The organism is Shinella sp. HZN7 (genome assembly GCF_001652565.1).
Taxonomy (GTDB): Bacteria; Pseudomonadota; Alphaproteobacteria; order Rhizobiales; family Rhizobiaceae; genus Shinella; species Shinella granuli.
Window position 1 is genome coordinate 1431311 of the sequence record NZ_CP015736.1, and the last position, 17508, is coordinate 1448818.

The 17508-nt window shown below is 67.4% G+C and carries 14 protein-coding genes; 4 read left to right on the top strand and 10 right to left on the bottom strand.

The annotated features are described in order from the left end of the window. The first annotated feature begins 98 nt into the window (after nt 1-98). A complete protein-coding gene (secD, locus tag shn_RS06900; RefSeq protein ID WP_064329754.1) occupies nt 99-2636 on the top strand; it encodes a protein translocase subunit SecD in 2538 nt (845 codons plus the stop codon). Between the two features lie 35 nt (nt 2637-2671). Here the strand turns inward: secD and shn_RS06905 are convergent, their stop codons facing one another. After that, nucleotides 2672-3796, bottom strand: a complete 1125-nt coding sequence (locus shn_RS06905) for an FAD-binding oxidoreductase (RefSeq protein ID WP_064329755.1) — start codon at nt 3794-3796, stop codon at nt 2672-2674. A 97-nt stretch (nt 3797-3893) separates the two neighbouring features. Then, nucleotides 3894-4835 carry a LysR family transcriptional regulator gene (locus shn_RS06910; protein ID WP_064329756.1) on the bottom strand — a complete coding sequence of 314 codons (942 nt, stop codon included), beginning with the start codon at nt 4833-4835 and terminating at the stop codon, nt 3894-3896. A gap of 143 nt (nt 4836-4978) precedes the next feature. Here shn_RS06910 and shn_RS06915 point away from each other — a divergent pair, with 143 nt between their 5' ends. Then, on the top strand, nt 4979-5194 hold the full coding sequence (locus shn_RS06915) for a hypothetical protein (protein WP_064329757.1): 216 nt from the start codon (nt 4979-4981) through the stop codon (nt 5192-5194). A 132-nt stretch (nt 5195-5326) separates the two neighbouring features. Here the strand turns inward: shn_RS06915 and shn_RS06920 are convergent, their stop codons facing one another. The 7 genes from shn_RS06920 to hutI all read right to left on the bottom strand — a co-directional run bounded on the left by shn_RS06920 (nt 5327) and on the right by hutI (nt 13235). Then, entirely contained in the window at nt 5327-6103 is a 777-nt protein-coding gene (locus shn_RS06920; RefSeq protein WP_064329758.1) for an ABC transporter substrate-binding protein, read from the bottom strand. 124 nt (nt 6104-6227) lie between these two features. Then, nucleotides 6228-7214, bottom strand: a complete 987-nt coding sequence (locus shn_RS06925) for an aldo/keto reductase (protein WP_064329759.1) — start codon at nt 7212-7214, stop codon at nt 6228-6230. A gap of 94 nt (nt 7215-7308) precedes the next feature. Continuing rightward, entirely contained in the window at nt 7309-7896 is a 588-nt protein-coding gene (locus shn_RS06930; RefSeq protein WP_064329760.1) for a HutD family protein, read from the bottom strand. Between the two features lie 42 nt (nt 7897-7938). Further along, the gene (gene hutU / locus shn_RS06935; RefSeq protein ID WP_064329761.1) at nt 7939-9615 is read right to left on the bottom strand and encodes a urocanate hydratase; all 1677 of its coding nucleotides are present in this window, start codon (nt 9613-9615) and stop codon (nt 7939-7941) included. Between the two features lie 16 nt (nt 9616-9631). Next, complete coding sequence (hutG, locus tag shn_RS06940; protein WP_371328602.1) at nt 9632-10426, bottom strand: N-formylglutamate deformylase; 795 nt, start codon at nt 10424-10426, stop codon at nt 9632-9634. Between the two features lie 7 nt (nt 10427-10433). Further along, nucleotides 10434-11969, bottom strand: coding sequence for a histidine ammonia-lyase (hutH, locus tag shn_RS06945; protein ID WP_064329763.1), 1536 nt, complete (start codon nt 11967-11969; stop codon nt 10434-10436). Between the two features lie 42 nt (nt 11970-12011). Next, nucleotides 12012-13235, bottom strand: coding sequence for an imidazolonepropionase (hutI, locus tag shn_RS06950; RefSeq protein ID WP_064329764.1), 1224 nt, complete (start codon nt 13233-13235; stop codon nt 12012-12014). Between the two features lie 113 nt (nt 13236-13348). Here hutI and shn_RS06955 point away from each other — a divergent pair, with 113 nt between their 5' ends. Then, a complete protein-coding gene (locus tag shn_RS06955; RefSeq protein WP_064329765.1) occupies nt 13349-14695 on the top strand; it encodes a formimidoylglutamate deiminase in 1347 nt (448 codons plus the stop codon). Between the two features lie 31 nt (nt 14696-14726). After that, on the top strand, nt 14727-15542 hold the full coding sequence (gene hutC, locus shn_RS06960; protein WP_084437829.1) for a histidine utilization repressor: 816 nt from the start codon (nt 14727-14729) through the stop codon (nt 15540-15542). On the opposite strand, the gene shn_RS06965 is transcribed toward hutC, so the two are convergent. Then, entirely contained in the window at nt 15539-17497 is a 1959-nt protein-coding gene (locus shn_RS06965) for a CHASE2 domain-containing protein (protein ID WP_064329766.1), read from the bottom strand. The two genes, hutC and shn_RS06965, sit on opposite strands and share 4 nt — an antisense overlap. Nucleotides 17498-17508 lie beyond the last annotated feature (11 nt).

A 17508-nucleotide genomic window follows, 5' to 3' on the forward strand; every position in this document is an offset into this window, starting at 1 on the left:
CGTCCTTGCACGCCGCGCCATTCATTAGAAATTCCGATTCCCGCGGACGGCGCCGGCTTCACGTCGCGCCCGTCCGGCAGTCTAGATGGAACAGACCCATGAAAACCTCCAAATGGGCATTGTTGGTCTATATCGCGATCATCCTCTTCGGGGTGCTCGCGGCCGTGCCCAACGTGCTGACGCCTGAGCAGCAGGCGAAATTCGGGCGCTACCTGCCCGCCAATCCCGTCACCCTCGGCCTCGACCTGAAGGGCGGTTCGCATCTCGTGCTGGAGGTCGATTCCGCAGCGCTGCGCAAGGCGCGCATGGACGTGCTGCTGAACGATTCCCGCGCCATCCTGCGCACGGCCGGCGAGCGCGCCTCCGCCGCCCGCCTCGCCGGCACGACGCTGACGATCACGCTGCCCGACCAGGCCACGCTCGACAAGGTGCTGCCGGAAGTGCGCAAGCTGGCGACGCCGACGACGACGCTCGGCTTTTCCGCCGGCAGCGCCGATATCGATGTCGCCACCAGCGGCAACCTGATCAACGTCACGCTGACGGAAGCCGGCATCAACGAGCGCATGTCCGCCGCCGTCGAGCAGAGCCTTGAGATCATCCGCCGCCGCGTCGACCAGGTCGGCGTTGCCGAACCGCTGATCCAGCGCGTCGGCGGGGACCGCATCCTCGTGCAGCTCCCCGGCCTGCAGGACCCGACGCGCCTGCGCCAGTTGCTCGGCTCGACCGCGCAGATGAGCTTCCACATGGTCGACCAGACCGTGGACCCGAACGGCGTCGCCCCGCGTGGCGTGATGATCCTGCCCGGCGCCAACGACGCCGGCAAATATGCCGTGGAAGAGCGCGTCGCCATCTCGGGCGATCGCCTTGCGGATGCCAAGGCCGGCTTCGACCAGCGCACGAACGAGCCGATCGTCTCGTTCAGCTTCGATTCGACGGGCGCGCGCCAGTTCGCAGAAATCACCCAGGCGAATGTCGGCAAACCCTTCGCCATCGTGCTCGACGGCAAGGTGCTGACGGCGCCGGTCATCCGCGAGCCGATCATCGGCGGCCAGGGCCAGATTTCCGGCAACTTCAACCCGCAGGAGGCGACCGTTCTCTCGGCGCTGCTGCGCTCCGGCGCGCTGCCGGCGCCGCTCACCATCATCGAGGAGCGCACCGTCGGCCCGAACCTCGGCTCCGACTCGATCCGCATGGGCCTCTATACCGGCCTTGCCGGTCTTGCCGCCGTCGTCGTGCTGATGCAGGTGCTCTACGGTTCCTGGGGCCTCATCGCCAATCTCGGCCTCGTGCTGCACACGGTACTGACCATCGGCACGCTCGGCCTGCTCGGCTCGACGCTCACCTTGCCCGGCATCGCCGGCATCATCCTCGGCATCGGCATGGCCGTTGACGCCAACATCCTGATCAACGCCCGTATCCGAGAGGAGACGGCGGCCGGGGCGGGGGCCATGAAGGCGCTCGACGTCGGCTTCAACAAGGCCTATGCGACCATCGTCGACGGCAACATGACGACCATGGTCGGCATGATCCTGCTCTTCATGTTCGGCTCCGGCCCGGTGCGCGGCTTCGCCATCACCATGATCATCGGCCTGGCGATCTCGATGTTCACCTCGATCACCTTCGTGCGCCTCTTGATGCGCGAGGTGGTGATCCGCCGCAAGATGAAGCGGATCGACATCCACTCGATCTTCGGCAAGGTCTGGAGCATTCCGAGCTTCTCCTTCATGCGTGGCCGCTACATCGCCATCGCCATGTCGGCCTTCATCTCGATCAGCTCGGTCATCCTGTTCTTCACGCCGGGCCTCAACTACGGCATCGACTTCGTGGGCGGCATCCAGGTCGAAGCGACGTCCAAGACGCCGATCGACCTCGCCCCGCTGCGCGAGAAGATGGAAGGCCTCAATCTCGGTGAAGTGGCCCTGCAGGAATTCGGCCAGGGCACGTCCGTCCTCGTGCGCGTCCAGCGCCAGCCGGGCGGCGAGGAGGCGCAGACCGCAGCCCTCCAGCAGGTCCGAGACGGCGTTGCCGAAGTGATCCCGGACGCCAATTTCGAGCGCACCGAAGTGGTCGGCCCGACCGTCAGCACCGAGCTTGCCCGGTCCGGCTTCCTGGCCGTCGGCCTCGGCATGCTGGCGATCCTGATCTACATCTGGTGGCGCTTCGAATGGCACTTCGCCGTGGGCGCCATCGCGACGCTGATCCTCGACATCACCAAGATGGTCGGTTTCTTCGCGCTGATGCAGATCGACTTCAACCTGACGGCCATCGCCGCCGTGCTGACGCTGATCGGCTATTCGGTCAACGACAAGGTGGTGGTGTACGACCGCATGCGCGAGAACCTGCGCAAGTACAAGTCGATGCCCTTCTCGGACCTCATTGACCTGTCGATCAACCAGGTTGTCATGCGATGCATCTTCACCTCCGTCGCCGTCGCGGCCTCGCTGCTGCCGATGGCGATCTGGGGCGGCGACACGGTGAAACCCTTCGCCTGGCCGATGCTGTTCGGTGTGGTCGTCGCCACGACCTCGTCGATCTATATCGGCGGTCCGATCCTGCTCTTCCTCAGCCGCTGGTGGAAGGATCGCGACACAGCGCGCGCCGCCGGCGCGGCGACGACACCGGCAACGGAAGCATGAAAACGAACGGGCGCCCTTGCGGCGCCCGTTTCGTTTCAGGAGAAGCGGCGGGGACTGAAGGTTTCCGCCGTTATGCCTTCGCGGGCGAGCGGTTCGGGCACCGGGCTTGCGGTGAGGAGGGCGGCGGAAAGGCTGCCGAGGGCGGGTGACGTCAGGATGCCGTAACCGCCCTGGCCGGCGAGCCAGAAGAAGGACGACTCGTCCCCGGCCGGGCCGATGACGGGCAGGCGGTCCGCGGAAAAGCTGCGCATGCCGGCCCAGCTCCTGAAGACGCGGCGCACCGCGAGCGTCGTCGCCTCCTCGACATAATGGGCGGCATAGGCGACGTCGAGCTCTTCCGGCTGCACGTCCGCCGGCTCGCAGGGTGTCGCATCGGCGGGCGAGGCCAGCAGGCGGCCCCCTTCCGGCTTGAAGTAGAACAGCTCCTCGACCTCGTTGATCTCCGGCAGGCGGCTCGCATCGATGCCGTCGGGCAGATCGACGGTGATGGCGGTGCGGCGGTGCGGCACGATGCCGACGGGCCTGACGCCGGAAAGCGTCGCGACCGTATCCGCCCAGCCACCGGCCGCGTTCACCAGCATGCCGGCGGAGATCGTCTCGTCGCCGGCTTCGATCCGCCATGCGCCTGCGTCCCGCCGGGCGCCGGAGAATGCCCGGCCTTCGAGGATCTGCGCGCCATGACGGCGGGCATGGCGGGCATAGGCCTGCAGCAGGGCGTCCACCTCGATATCCCAGTAGTCGGGGTCGAAATAGGCGGCGGCCGCATAGGCCGGGTCCAGCATCGGCGCACGGGCGAGCATCGCGGCCTCGTCCAGCCATTCCACCGCCACGCCGAGGGCTTGGGCGGCTTCGAAGCGCTCGCGCACCAGCGCCGCCTTCTCCGCCGTGCCGAGGATGATGCTGCCCCGTTCGATGAGCAGCGGCACGACGGCAAACCCCTCCGGCGGCCGCGTCAGGAAATCATGGCTGGCGCGGGCAAGCGCGTTCACCGGCGGTGCATTGTCGCGCAGCGTGAATTCCGCCGCCGACCGGCCGGTGCTGTGATAGCCGAGCGCGCCCTCCCGCTCCAGCACGACGACGGAGCGGTGCGGGCTCAGGAAATAGGCGAGCGAAAGGCCGGCAATGCCGCCGCCGATGATCGCGATGTCGAATGTCCGCATGGCCTGCCTCCGCTATGAACGTCTCCCTCCTGCCTAAGCAAGCCGTTGGCATTCTTCAAATTTATAGGGATGAAGGTCGGTATCATCAGGATTGATGTCATTCGCCCCAGCGCCAGGGCGGCACATCCGCCATATGGGCGAGGAAGGCGCGTTCGGCCGGGTTGAGCGCCGAACCGGGATTGGTGATGCGGAAGGTCTCGGTCACCGGCAGGTCGTCATAGGGCGGCAACTGCCAGAGCTCGCCGGCCGCCAGCGCCGCGCCGGTGAGGTGCACCGGCAGCATGCCGATGCCGGCATTGGCCACCACCAGCCGCAACACCTCTTCCACGTTGAAGGCCAGCGCCCGTACCTGCTGGCCGAAGGAGCCGATGGCGCGCACGGCCGTCACCGGCCCCATATGCGGCCCGCCGAGCACGTCGGCGAGGAAGCTGACATAGGGCTCGCCCCGCAGGTCCTCCAGCCGGGCATCCCGCACGCCGAACAACCGGTGCCCGCGGCCGCAATAGAGCGCGTATCGCTCGTAGCAGAAGGGCGTCTTCTCCAGCCCTTCCGGAATGATGCCGTCGGAAAGGCCGAGCGTCGCGACGCCCCGTTCCACCGAGCGGATGACGTCCGTCGTCGTCTCGATCGTCACACCCATGGTGACGCGCGGATGCAGCCGGAAGAACTCGGCGATCGCCCGGTCCCAGGCCGGGTTCATGGCATGGCTGACGGAATGGAGGGTGATGTGGCCGGAAATATCCTCGCCGGAAGGCTGCATGGCCTCGGGCAGGCGCACGATGGCGGTGAAGATGTCGTGGCAGAGCGCATGCAGCCGCTCGCCGGCGTCCGTCAGCTCGAAGCGGCCGGGGCTGCGGTCGATCAGCCGGTGGCCGACCGACTGCTCCAGCCGCTTCAGCGCCATGCTGACGGCCGGCTGCTGCAGCAGCAGCCGGTTCGCCGCCCGCGTGATCGAGCCTTCCTCCACCACGACCACGAAGGTACGCAGGAGGTTCCAGTCGAGATTGTGCGCGAAGCGTTCGAGGCGGTTGATCGGCATGCGCGTAGCTACGGCCAGGGTGTCGGGAAAGGCAAGAGGCGGCGGGATGGCGCGCGCCGAAATGTGATCGGCAGGTGCCGTTTTTCGCGGAACCAAAAAGGAGCCTGGCGCATTCCGGTCGCCGAAAGAGGGGGAAATGCGTTATGCGGGAACGGTTTAGCACCAGCGGCCTCGCGGGAGCCTATCTCGACGAGCTCCTGGCGGGCGGCGTGGAGGCGCGCATGGAGTTTCGTCCGCGGCGGGCGCTGGACCCACACCCGTTTCTGGTCAGCCTTGACGGCGAGGATAGAGGCGAGGCCTTCTTCACGCGGCCCATCGAGGGTGTGCGCAGTGAAAACCGCACCCGCTTCCATCCCTGAGCCCGGACAGGTGAAAGGCGGCCGAAGCCGCCTCGATTTGATCGCAACATTACCCCGACCACTCGCGTCATCCGCGAATTCAACCGGAGGACCCACGCGGCTCCCGCGGCTGCGGATGATCGGGTCGGGGGATTACTTCATCGTATAGATGTCGATGGAGAAGTATTTGTCGTTGATCTTCTGGTAGGTGCCGTCCTCGCGGATCGCCGTCAGCGCGGCATTCAGCTTCTCGCGCAGGTCGTTGTCTTCCTGGCGCACCGCGATGCCGACGCCGTCGCCGACGAATTTCGGATCGGTGATCGGCTCGCCGATCAATTCGCAGCACGCTTTGCCGTCGTCGTTCTTGGTGACCCAGTCGAGCAGCGGGATCATGTCGCCGACCTGCAGGTCGAGGCGGCCGTTCGCCATGTCGAGATTCACCTCGTCCTGCGTCGGATAGAGCTTGATGTCCGCATCCGGATAGACGGCGGCGGCAAAATCGGCCTGTGTGGTGCCGGACTGGGCGCCGATCGTCTTGCCCTTCATGCCTTCATTGGTGAAGTCGGTGATGCCGGCGCCCTTCGGCGCGGCATGGGTCATGGCGGCGAGATAGTAGGGATCGGTGAAGTTGACCTGCTTCTTGCGCTCTTCGGTGATGAACATCGAGGCGATGATCATGTCGTATTTCTTGGCGACGAGGCCGGGAATGATGCCGTCCCAGTCCTGCGCGACCACCTCGCACTCGACCTCCATCTTCTCGCAGAGCGCAAGGCCGATCTCCACGTCAAAGCCGCCGAGTTTTCCCGCGGAATCCTGGAAGTTGAAGGGCGGGTAGGCGCCTTCCGTGCCGATCTTCAGCGTCTCGGCGAAAGCCGGGCCGGAAAGCAGCGTGGAGCCTGCGAGAGCCAGCGCGAGCAGCATTGTCTTCATGGTCGTTCCCCTGTTGTGATTGTGACCGATGGGGAACGGTAGCGCGGCCTCGCACATAAACGAAATAGATAGCCATGATGTTGGCTATCATTTCAGTTGATGTGCGAGGCCGCAGGGGCTGGCCCTACCAGCGATCGTGCACATGCGGCGCGACGAGCCGGTAATAGACCTCGCGTGTCGCCTCCATCACGTCTTCCGAAAGCGCCGGCAGGCTTGCGGCCCGGGCATTCGCCTCGGCCTGCGCGGCGTTGCGCGCGCCCGGAATGACGACGCTGACCGCATCGGCCATCAGGATCCAGCGCAGCGCGAAGGCGGCCATGGCGGTGCCGGCCGGCACCAGCGCACGGATTTCCTCGACGGCCTTAAGGCCGGTCTCGAAGGGCACGCCGGCAAAGGTCTCGCCGACATCGAAGGCATCGCCCTGGCGGTTGAAGTTGCGGTGGTCGTCCGCGGCAAAGGCGGTGTCGCGCGTGATCTTGCCCGAGAGCAAGCCGCTTGCCAGCGGCACGCGGGCGATGACGGCGACCTGGCGGCGGGCGGCTTCCTTGAAGAAGAGCTGCGCCGGGCGCTGGCGGAACATGTTGTAGATGATCTGCACGCTGACGACGCCGGGATATTCGATCGCCTTCAGCGCCTCTTCGACCTTCTCCACGCTGACGCCGTAATTGGCGATCTTGCCGGCGGCCTTGATCTCTTCCAGCGCATGGAAGACCTCCGGACGGTAGTAGACCTCCGTCGGCGGGCAGTGCAGCTGCACGAGGTCGAGCCGCTCGACGCCGAGGTTCTTCAGGCTGCGGTCGATGAAGCCTTCGAGGTTTTCCCGGGTATAGCCGTCGGCGACATGCGGGGAGAGGCGACGCCCGGCCTTGGTGGCCACCATCGGGCGCTGGCCGCCGCGGTCCTTCAGGACGTCGGCGATGATCTTTTCCGAGCGGCCGTCGCCATAGACGTCGGCGGTGTCGATGAAGGACATGCCGGCATCGAGCGCGGCGTTGAGGGCGGCACGGCCGTCCGCCTCGCTGACATCACCCCAGGCGCCGCCGATCTGCCAGGCGCCGAAGCCGATATCCGTGGTGGTGAAACCCGTGCGGCCGAATTTGCGATGTCTCATGAAAATCTCTCCCGACAAATGCCCAATGAATGAATGTGTCGGGAGGTAGCACTCCGCTCCGGCGCGGACAAGGAAATCGCGTCCCGGCAAAGGGTCAGTCCTGGATGATTTCCACCAGATAGAAGGTCGCCTCATCGCCGATCGGCACGACCTCCGCCGCCAATGCGCCGCCGAGCACGAGCGCATCGAGCGGCTGGAGCCCGACGAGGCCTTCCGGCGTGGAGACGCCGAGCGGTTCCAGCGCCAGCAGCAGACGTTCTCCCATCGTTTCCGGCAGCGCCAGTGCATCACGCGCGACGTGATGCGTCAGCCGGTGTCGGAAGGCGCCGCGCCGGGTCATCACGTTGAGGTCGGTGATCGGCCCGCCCGTGAGGCGCGCCGTGGTCGGCGCATCGGCCGGGAAGGCGAGGGGCGCGGAGGCGGGCGTCAGCAGCGTCTCGCCAAGTCCCTCGATCGAGAGCGCCATGCCGCCGCCCGAAAGCACGGCCAGCGTGCGGTCGATGCCGGGAAAGACGGAGAAGGGCCCGTCGCCCGCCACGCGCGCCATGCTGACGCGCCAGCCGAAATCCGAAAGGCTCGCGCCTTCCGGATGGACGATCACCTCGACCGTCTCGCCGCCGCCGTTCTTCCACGGCATGCGGCGATGGTCGGCGTTGCGCAAAAGTCTCGGTTTATTGTGCATATCGTTCTCCCAAAACCGCTGCGCACTTTTAGGCGATATGCATCAGTTGCCGAGGATGCCCGGCAGGCGCAGGCCCTTTTCGCGGGCGCAGTTGAGTGCGATGTCGTAGCCGGCGTCGGCATGCCGCATGACGCCGGTCGCCGGGTCGTTCCACAGGACGCGGCCGACGCGCTCGGCGGCTTCATCCGTGCCGTCGCAGCAGATGACGACGCCCGAATGTTGCGAGAAGCCCATGCCGACGCCGCCGCCGTGATGGAGCGAGACCCAGGTCGCGCCCGATGCGGTGTTCAGCAAGGCATTGAGCAGAGGCCAGTCGGACACGGCGTCCGAACCGTCCTTCATCGCTTCCGTCTCGCGGTTCGGCGAGGCGACGGAGCCCGAATCGAGGTGGTCGCGGCCGATGACGATCGGCGCCTTCAGCTCGCCGTTCTGCACCATCTCGTTGAAGGCGAGACCCAGGCGATGACGGTCGCCGAGGCCGACCCAGCAGATGCGCGCCGGCAGGCCCTGGAAGGAGATGCGCTCCTTCGCCATGTCCAGCCAGTTGTGAAGGTGCTTGTTGTCGGGCAAGAGCTCCTTCACCTTGGCGTCGGTCTTGTAGATGTCCTCCGGATCGCCGGACAGCGCCGCCCAGCGGAACGGGCCGATGCCCTTGCAGAACAGCGGGCGGATATAGGCCGGCACGAAGCCCGGGAAGGCGAAGGCGTTTTCGAGGCCCTCGTCTTTCGCGACCTGGCGGATGTTGTTGCCGTAGTCGAAGGTCGGGATGCCCATGTCCTGGAAGGCGATCATCGCTTCGACATGCTCGCGCATCGAGGCGCGGGCGGCCTTTTCGACGGCCTTCGGGTCGCTTTCGCGCCTGGCCTTCCACTCGGCCATCGTCCAGCCCTTCGGCAGGTAGCCGTTGATCGGGTCATGGGCGGAGGTCTGGTCGGTCACCATGTCGGGGCGGATGCCGCGGCGGATCATCTCCGGCAGGATTTCCGCGGCATTGCCGAGGAGGCCGACGGACTTGGCCTCGCCGGCCTTCGTCCAGCGGTCGATCATCGCCATGGCCTCGTCGAGCGTCTCGGCCTTCTCGTCGATATAGCGGGTGCGCAGGCGGAACTCGATCGAATCCGGGTTGCACTCGACGGCAAGGCACGAGGCGCCGGCCATGACGGCGGCGAGCGGCTGGGCGCCGCCCATGCCGCCGAGGCCGCCGGTCAGCACCCACCTGCCCTTGAGGTTGCCGCCATAGTGCTGGCGGCCGGCCTCCACGAAGGTCTCGTAGGTGCCCTGCACGATGCCTTGGCTGCCGATATAGATCCACGAGCCGGCCGTCATCTGGCCGTACATGGCAAGGCCCTTCTTGTCGAGCTCGTTGAAATGGTCCCAGGTGGCCCAGTGTGGCACGAGGTTGGAATTGGCGATGAGGACGCGCGGGGCATCCTTGTGCGTGCGGAAGATGCCGACCGGCTTGCCGGACTGCACGATCAGCGTCTCGTTGTCTTCGAGGTCGCGCAGCGAGGCGACGATCCTGTCGAAATCGGCCCAGGTGCGGGCGGCGCGGCCGATGCCGCCGTAGACGACGAGCTCGTGCGGGTTTTCCGCGACGTCGGGATCGAGGTTGTTCATCAGCATGCGCAGCGGCGCTTCGGTCAGCCAGCTCTTGGCGGTGCGCTCGGTGCCGGTGGCGGCGCGGACTTCGCGGATGTTGTGGCGGGGATTGTCGGTCATGGCTGGTTCTCCCGGATCAGCGTGCAAGGGTGGAGGCGAGGGCCTCGATACGGTTCAGGATGTCTTTGAGGGGAATGCGCAGTCTTGCGGCCTTCGCCTCGTCGAGGGCGAAGGGCGGGGCCTCCGTGGCAAGGTGGCTGACCTGCGCAAGCTCCATCTGGATGGCGTGCACGCCGGTCTCCGGCCTGCCGTAGTGGCGCGTCGTCCAGCCGCCCTTGAAGCGGCCGTTGAGGATGCCGGTATAGCCCTCGGCCTTGGCGCTGATTTCGAACGCCGCCGTTTCGATCTCCTTGGCGCAGGTGCGGCCCATGTCGGTGCCGACATTGAAGTCCGGCAGCCGGCCTTCGAAGAGGAAGGGGATCAGCGAGCGGATCGAGTGGCAATCGTAGAGGATCGCCACGCCGTGGATCGCCTTGACGCGCTCGATCTCGGCGGCAAGGGCCGCATGGTAGGGCGCGTGGAAATGGGCGAGCCGGTAGGCGATGTCCGCCTCGGTCGGCGCCGCGCCGTCCTTCCAGATATGCTTGCCGTCGAAATCCGTTTCCGGAACGAGGCCGGTCGTGTTCTGGCCGGGATAGAGGCTGACGCCGGCCGGATCGCGGTTGGCGTCGATGACATAGCGGTGGAACGTGGCCCGCACCGTCGTCGCCGCCGGCAGCAGGCCGGCATAGAGGCGCTCGATGTGCCAGTCCGTGTCCGCGAGGATGCGGCCGTTGTCGTTCAGGCGTTCCCATATGTCGGCCGGCACATCCGTGCCGGTATGCGGGAAGGCGAGAATGACGGGCGAAGTGCCCTGGTGAAGTTCGAACATCGCCACCTTACGCCTCCAGAACCGGCAGGATGCCCTTGGTGACGGAGGCGGCGAGCGCGCCGGAGGAGACGAAGGTGCTGGCGGCGGCAAGGTCGGGCGCCATGTAGCGATCCTCTTCCAGCGTCGCGACGACGGTGCGCAGCGCGGCGACGACCTTCTGCAGCTCCGGGCTGGTGACGAGCGGGGCGCGGAACTCGATGCCCTGCGCGGCCGTCAGCGCCTCGATGCCGATGATGGCCGAAAGGTTCTCCGTCATGCGCAAGAGGCGGCGGGCGCCGTGGCAGGCCATGGAGACGTGGTCTTCCTGGTTGGCGGAGGTCGGCGTCGAATCGACCGAGGCCGGATGCGCCATCTGCTTGTTCTCGCTCATCAGCGCGGCCGAGGTGACCTCGGCGATCATCAGGCCGGAATTGAGGCCCGGCTTCTTGGCGAGGAAGGCCGGCAGGCCGAAGGAGAGGGCGGGATCGACGAGCAGCGCGATGCGGCGCTGGGCAATGGCGCCGATCTCGCAGGCCGCAATGGCGATCTGGTCGGCGGCGAAGGCGACGGGCTCGGCATGGAAGTTGCCGCCCGAGACGACGCTGTCGTCGGAGAGGACGAGCGGGTTGTCGGTGACGGCGTTGGCCTCGATTTCGAGCGTGCGGGCGGCGACACGCAGCAGATCGAGGCAGGCGCCGTCGACCTGCGGCTGGCAGCGGATGCAATAGGGGTCCTGCACCCGCTCGTCGCCGGTGATGTGGCTTTCGCGGATGACGGAGCCGGCAAGCAGGGCGCGCAGCGCGGAAGCGGCGTCGATCTGGCCCTTGTGGCCGCGCAGCGTGTGGATATCCGGATGGAACGGCGCGGAGGAACCCATCGCGGCGTCGGTGGAAAGCGCCCCGGTGACGAGGGCGGCCTGGGCGGCGCGGTGGGCGCGGAAGAGGCCGGCGAGCGCCAGGGCGGTCGAGACCTGCGTGCCGTTGATGAGGGCAAGGCCCTCCTTGGCGGCGAGGACGACGGGCTTCAGGCCGGCCTTTTCCAGCGCCTTGCCGCCGGAAAGGCGCTCACCGGCATGAAAGGCCTCGCCTTCGCCGATCATCACCGCCGTCATGTGGGCGAGGGGGGCGAGGTCGCCGGAAGCGCCGACGGAGCCCTGTTCCGGAATGACCGGGATGACGCCCTTGGCCTGCATCGCCTCGATGAGGCGCACGACCTCGATGCGCACGCCGGACGCGCCGCGCCCGAGCGAGATCAGCTTCAGCGCCATGATGAGGCGCACGATGTTTTCGGCCAGCGGTTTGCCGACGCCGCAGCAATGCGACAGGATCAGGTTGCGCTGGAGCGTCGCGACGTCCGCCGGCGCGATCTTGATGGAGGCGAGTTTGCCGAAGCCGGTATTGATGCCGTAGACCGGCTCGTCGCCGCCGGCGATTTGCGCGATGCGCGCGGCGGCCTTCTGAATGCCGGCGTCGAAGGAGGCGTCGAGCCTGGCGGCCTCGCCGGTCCAGTAGATGGTTTCAAGGGTCTTGAGGGGCACGGAGCCCGGATGGAGCGTGATCGTCATGGTGCATTCCCCGATGCAGCGCTGTGCTGCGTATTGAATGGATCAGTGTCCGCTGCGGATACGGGCATGCATGGGGTTGAAGCCCATGCGATAGACCAGTTCCGCCGGCCGGCCGATGTCCCAGAGGACGAAATCGGCCCATTTCCCGGCTTCGAGCGTTCCCACCTCGTCGACGAGGCCGAGGGCACGGGCCGCCTCGCGTGTCGTGCCGGCGATGCATTCCGCAACGGTCATGCCGAAGAGGGTCGCGGCCATGTTCATGGTGAGGAGCAGCGAGGTGAGCGGCGAGGTGCCGGGATTGGCGTCCGTCGCGACGGCCATCCTGACGCCGTGCTTGCGGAAGAGATCGACCGGCGGCTTCTTCGTCTCGCGGATGAAGTAGAAGGCGCCGGGCAGGATGACGGCGACGGTGCCGGCCTTGGCCATGGCGGCCGCGCCCGCATCGTCGGTATATTCGAGGTGGTCGGCCGACAGCGCGCCGTAACGGGCGGCCATTTCCGCGCCGTGCAGGTTGGAAAGCTGGTCGGCGTGCAGTTTTACCGGCAGGCCGTGCGCCTTCGCGGCATCGAAGACCTTCGCCATCTCCTCCGGCGAGAAGGCGATGCCCTCGCAGAAGCCGTCGACGGCATCGGCAAGCCCCTCGGCCGCGACGGCCGGCAGCATCTCACGGATGACCTTGTCGATATAGGCCGCCTTGTCGCCGTTCATTTCCGGCGGCAGCGCATGGGCGCCGAGGAAGGTGGTGCGCACGGTAACGTCGCGCATCTCCGCGAGGCGCCGCGCGGCGCGCAGGGATTTCACCTCGTTCTCGGTGTCGAGGCCGTAGCCGGATTTCAGTTCGACCGTCGTCACGCCCTCGGCGATCAGCGCGTCGAGGCGGGGCAGGGTCTGGCGCACCAGCTCGTCCTCGCTCGCGGCGCGCAGCGCCTTGACGGAGGAGACGATGCCGCCGCCGGCCCGGGCGATCTCCTCATAGGAGGCGCCGGCAAGGCGCAGCTCGAATTCGTGGGCGCGGTCGCCGGCATGGACGAGATGGGTGTGGCAGTCGATGAGGCCCGGCGTGATCCAGCGGCCTTCGCAGTCGATGGTCTCGGCGGCGGAGAATTCGGCGGGAAGCTCGGCCTCGGGCCCGGCAAAGGCGATGCGGCCGTCGCGGACGGCGATCGCGCCGTTCTCGACGATGCCGAGGTCCGGCAGGCTCTCCTTGAGTGTCGCAAGCCGGGCATTGCGCCAGACTCGGGGACTGTCCTTTTCCGGTGTCGTCATCGTGATTGCCTCTTCCCTGCGATGGAGATAATGTATATACATAATTGTGAGGGCGCAAGAGCCAATTTGCCGGCGCGGCGCCGAGGATGCACAATCGGGAGAAGGAGCGGGCGATGGCGATCATTCATGCAAGGCAGGCGCTGCTTGCGGGCGGCTGGGCGAAGGATGTCCGCATGGGCATCGCGGACGGCCGCATCACGACGCTCGAAACCGGCGCCGCGCCGGCACCGGGCGACGAGCGCCACGACACCATCGTCGCCGGCATGCCCAACCTGCACAGCCACGCCTTCCAGCGCGGCATGGCGGGACTGGCGGAGACGCGGGGACCGGGCAGCGATTCGTTCTGGAGCTGGCGCAACGTCATGTATCGCTTCGCGCTGTCCATGACGCCCGACGATGTGGAGGCGGTCGCAGGCCAGCTCTATGTCGAGATGCTGGAGGCAGGCTTCACCCGTGTCGGCGAGTTCCACTACCTGCACCACGACAAGGACGGCGGGCACTATGCCGATATCGCCGAGATGGCCGCGCGCATCGCCGCCGCGGCGTCTAAGACCGGCATCGCGCTGACGCTGCTGCCCGTCTTCTACGCCCATGCCGGCTTCGGCGGCACCGCGCCGGGCGAGGGCCAGCGCCGCTTCATCAACGACCGGCAGTCCTATGCCGCATTGCTGGAGCGCTGCCGTGCGCTGACCGATGCGCTGCCGGGAGGCATCACCGGCGTCGCCCCGCACAGCCTGCGCGCCGTCACCCCGGACGAGCTTTCCGACGTCGTGGGTATGGCGGGCGAGGCGCCGGTCCACATCCATATTTCCGAGCAGGTCAAGGAAGTGGAGGACAGCATCGCCTGGTCCGGCCGCCGCCCGGTGGAATGGTTGCTCGACAACCAGGCGGTCGACGGCCGCTGGTGCTTCATCCACGCGACGCACATGACGCAGGCCGAGACGCGCGGCATGGCGAAGGCCGGCGCGATCGCCGGCCTCTGCCCGGTGACGGAGGCCAATCTCGGCGACGGCACCTTCCCGGCGCCGGATTTCCTTGCCCATAGCGGCCGTTTCGGCGTCGGTTCGGATTCCAACGTGCTGATCGGCCTGCCGGATGAGCTGCGCCAGCTTGAATATTCTGAGCGACTCGCCCATCGCGCCCGCAACGTGCTCGCCGCCCCCGGCGGCTCGACGGGCCGGGCGCTGTTCGACGGCGCGCTGCTCGGCGGCGCGGCGGCGCTCGGCGTCGAATCGGGCCTTTCGGCCGGCAGCCCCGCCGATTTCGTCAGCCTCAAGGCCCGGCACGGCCTCGACCTTGCCGGCGACGCGCTGCTCGACGGCTGGATCTTCGCCAATGGCGCGGCGGTCGATTGCGTCTGGGTGAATGGCCGCCGGCAGGTCGAGGGCGGCCGCCATGTGGCGCGCGCGGCGGTCGGCCGGCGCTTCACGGCCACCATGCGGGCCCTGGCCGGGGCCTGAGGACGTATTGAAAGGCAGCCCCGCCTTTCCTATGACTTTTCCGGACCGGGCGAATCTGCGCCCGGCAAGCGCGGAGGCGACCATTTCCACTCTCGGGGACAACAGGCAGGCCGAGGCCAAGGAGCCGTCGCTGCATCGCCGCATCTTGGAGGATGTGGAGGGCAGGATCCTTTCGGGCGAATGGCCGCCGGGCCACCGCATCCCCTTCGAGCACGAACTGACCGAGCAATACCAGTGCTCGCGCATGACGGTGAACAAGGCGATCACCGAGCTGGTCAAGCGCGGCCTGATCGAGCGCCGGCGCAAGTCCGGCAGCTATGTCACCCACCCGCACGCCCAGTCGGCGGTGCTGGAAATCCACGATATCCGTCTGGAGGTCGAATCGCTCGGCCTGCCGTATCGCTACGAGCGGCGCACACGGGTAAACCGTGCTGCGAAGGCCGCCGACCGGCGGCTGATGGAGCTTTCCGAAAAGGCCCGGCTGACGGACATCTGCGCCCTGCATTTCGCCGGCGCCCAGCCGTTCTGCCTGGAGGACCGCCTGATCAACCTCGAAGCCGTGCCGGAAGCGGCCGACGAGAGCTTCGACGACATCGCGCCGGGCGCCTGGCTGATCAGCCGCGTGCCCTGGAGCGCCGCCGAACACCGCATCCGCGCCGTCGGGGCCGACGCCCGCGCCGCCGAACTCCTGGCGATCGCGCCCGGCACGCCCTGCCTCGTCGTCGAGCGCCGCACCTGGAGCGGCGGCCTCTACGTCACCCATGTGCGGCTGACCTATCCCGGCGAAAAACACGAGCTCGTCGCCGAGTTCGCCCCGTCGCACCCCAAGCAGGGCGCGCCGGCCTAAGCCCCGCCGGCGACATGTTCGGTCCGGATGGTCGCGTAATAGGGGGCGAGTGCCGGGGCGGCCTCGATCAGCGTGTCGAAGGCCGCGTCATCGACGGTGAGGCGCCCGGCATATTTGTCCTCGACGAACCGGGCATGCAGCGCCTTTGCCTCTTCCGGCAGGCCGCGGATGGCGGTGAAGACGGGGGCGGCGACGCTGCGGCCCTTGACGGTGATCCGGTCGAGTTCGAGCACCGCGAAATCGGCCGCCGCCAGCCTTGCCGTGCTTTCGCCGATGAGCAGCGGCACGCCATAGGCCTTCGAGGCGCCTTCGAGGCGCGAGGCAAGGTTCACCGCATCGCCGAGCACCGAATAGTCGAAACGCTGCGAGGAGCCCATGTTGCCGACCACGCATTCGCCGGTGTTGATGCCGATGCCGATGCGCAGCGCATGATAGGAGCTGCCGCTCGCCGCGGCTTCCGCCTGGAGCTTTGCGTTCAGTGTCGCCATCACGTCGAGCATGTCGAGCGCGGCGGCCACCGCATGGCGGGCATGGTCCTCGTCGTCGAGCGGCGCGTTCCAGAAGGCCATCACGCAGTCGCCGATATATTTGTCGATCGTGCCGCCGTGCTTGAGCACGATGTCGGAGAGCGGGGTCAGCAGCCGGTTGATCAGCGTCGTCAGTTGTTCCGGGTCGTCCTTCATCGTCTCGGCGATGGTGGTGAAGCCGCGCACGTCGCAAAACAGGATGGAGAGCGTGCGCCGCTCGCCGCCGAGCTTCAGTTGCGAAGGATCGCGCGCGAGGCGCTCGACGAGGGCGGGCGAGAGATATTGCGAGAAGGCGCGCACGATCTCGCGGCGTCGGCGCCGCTCCTCCGCATAGTCGAGCGCCGTCTGGCCGGCGGCGACCAGGAGAAGCGCGATGGTGGGGCCGATGGGCGAGACGAAGAGATTGGCCTCGCGGATCAGCGCGAAGCTGAGGAGGCCGAGCACGGCGCTTGCAAGGACGCTGAGCACGACCGTCTGCCAGCGCGTCGCGCGACGCACGATCGCCGCTGAAAGCAGGGCGGCGAGCGTGACGGCAGTGATGGCGAGCGGCGTGCCCGACCGGGTGATCGCGGCGCCGGCGGTGAGATTGTCGAGGATCGTCGCCTGGATTTCCGCCCCCGCCACCAGCCGGCCGGTATGGACCGTATAGGGCGTGGCGAAGGCGTCCGCGCCGCCGGAATTGATGACGGGCGCATTCTGCAGGCTGAGTCCGACGATCACCACGCGATCCTTGAACGTATCCTTCGGCAGCATGTTTTCCGGATCGAGCGCCTGGTAATAGGAAACCGTCGGATAGCTGCGCGCCGGGCCGAAGGATTGCAGAAGCTTGCCCTCGGGTGAGACCGCTGGCTTGCCGGCGATGCGGGCGAGCGCGAGCGCAAAGCCGTCCGCATAGCGCGGCAGGTCGCGAAAGACGCCGTCGCCGCCGAGCGTGATCGAGGCGATGCCCGTCACCGCGCCCGCTTCGGTGAACGCCGGCAGCGGCGTCGTGCGCAGGAGTTGTTCGGCCTGCGGCGTGACGATGACGCTCTCGTCGCCGGCCAGAACGACATCCGGCCCGAGCGTCGCGGCAAAGGCGGCATCGGAGGCAGGATTGGAGGGTTCGGCGAAGATGATGTCGAGGCCGATCGCCGTGGCGCCGGCCTTGCGCAGGCTTTCCACCAGCCGGCCATGCAGCTCGCGCGGCCAGGGCCATTGCGCATTGATTTCCGCCAGCGACGGCTCGTCGATCGCGACGACCACCGGCCCGCCGGCCGGTGGGCGCGGATCGTCGACGGTGGAAAGATAGTCGAAGGCGCGCAAATCCGCGAGGGACCAGGCCGGAAGCTGCGTCAGGGCCGAGACGAGCGCGATGACCGCAAGGGCGAGCATGGCAAGCCGGCGGGTGCGGCGCGACCACAGGTGGGGAAGGCGCAGCGCCGCGCTCATGCGCAGCTCCG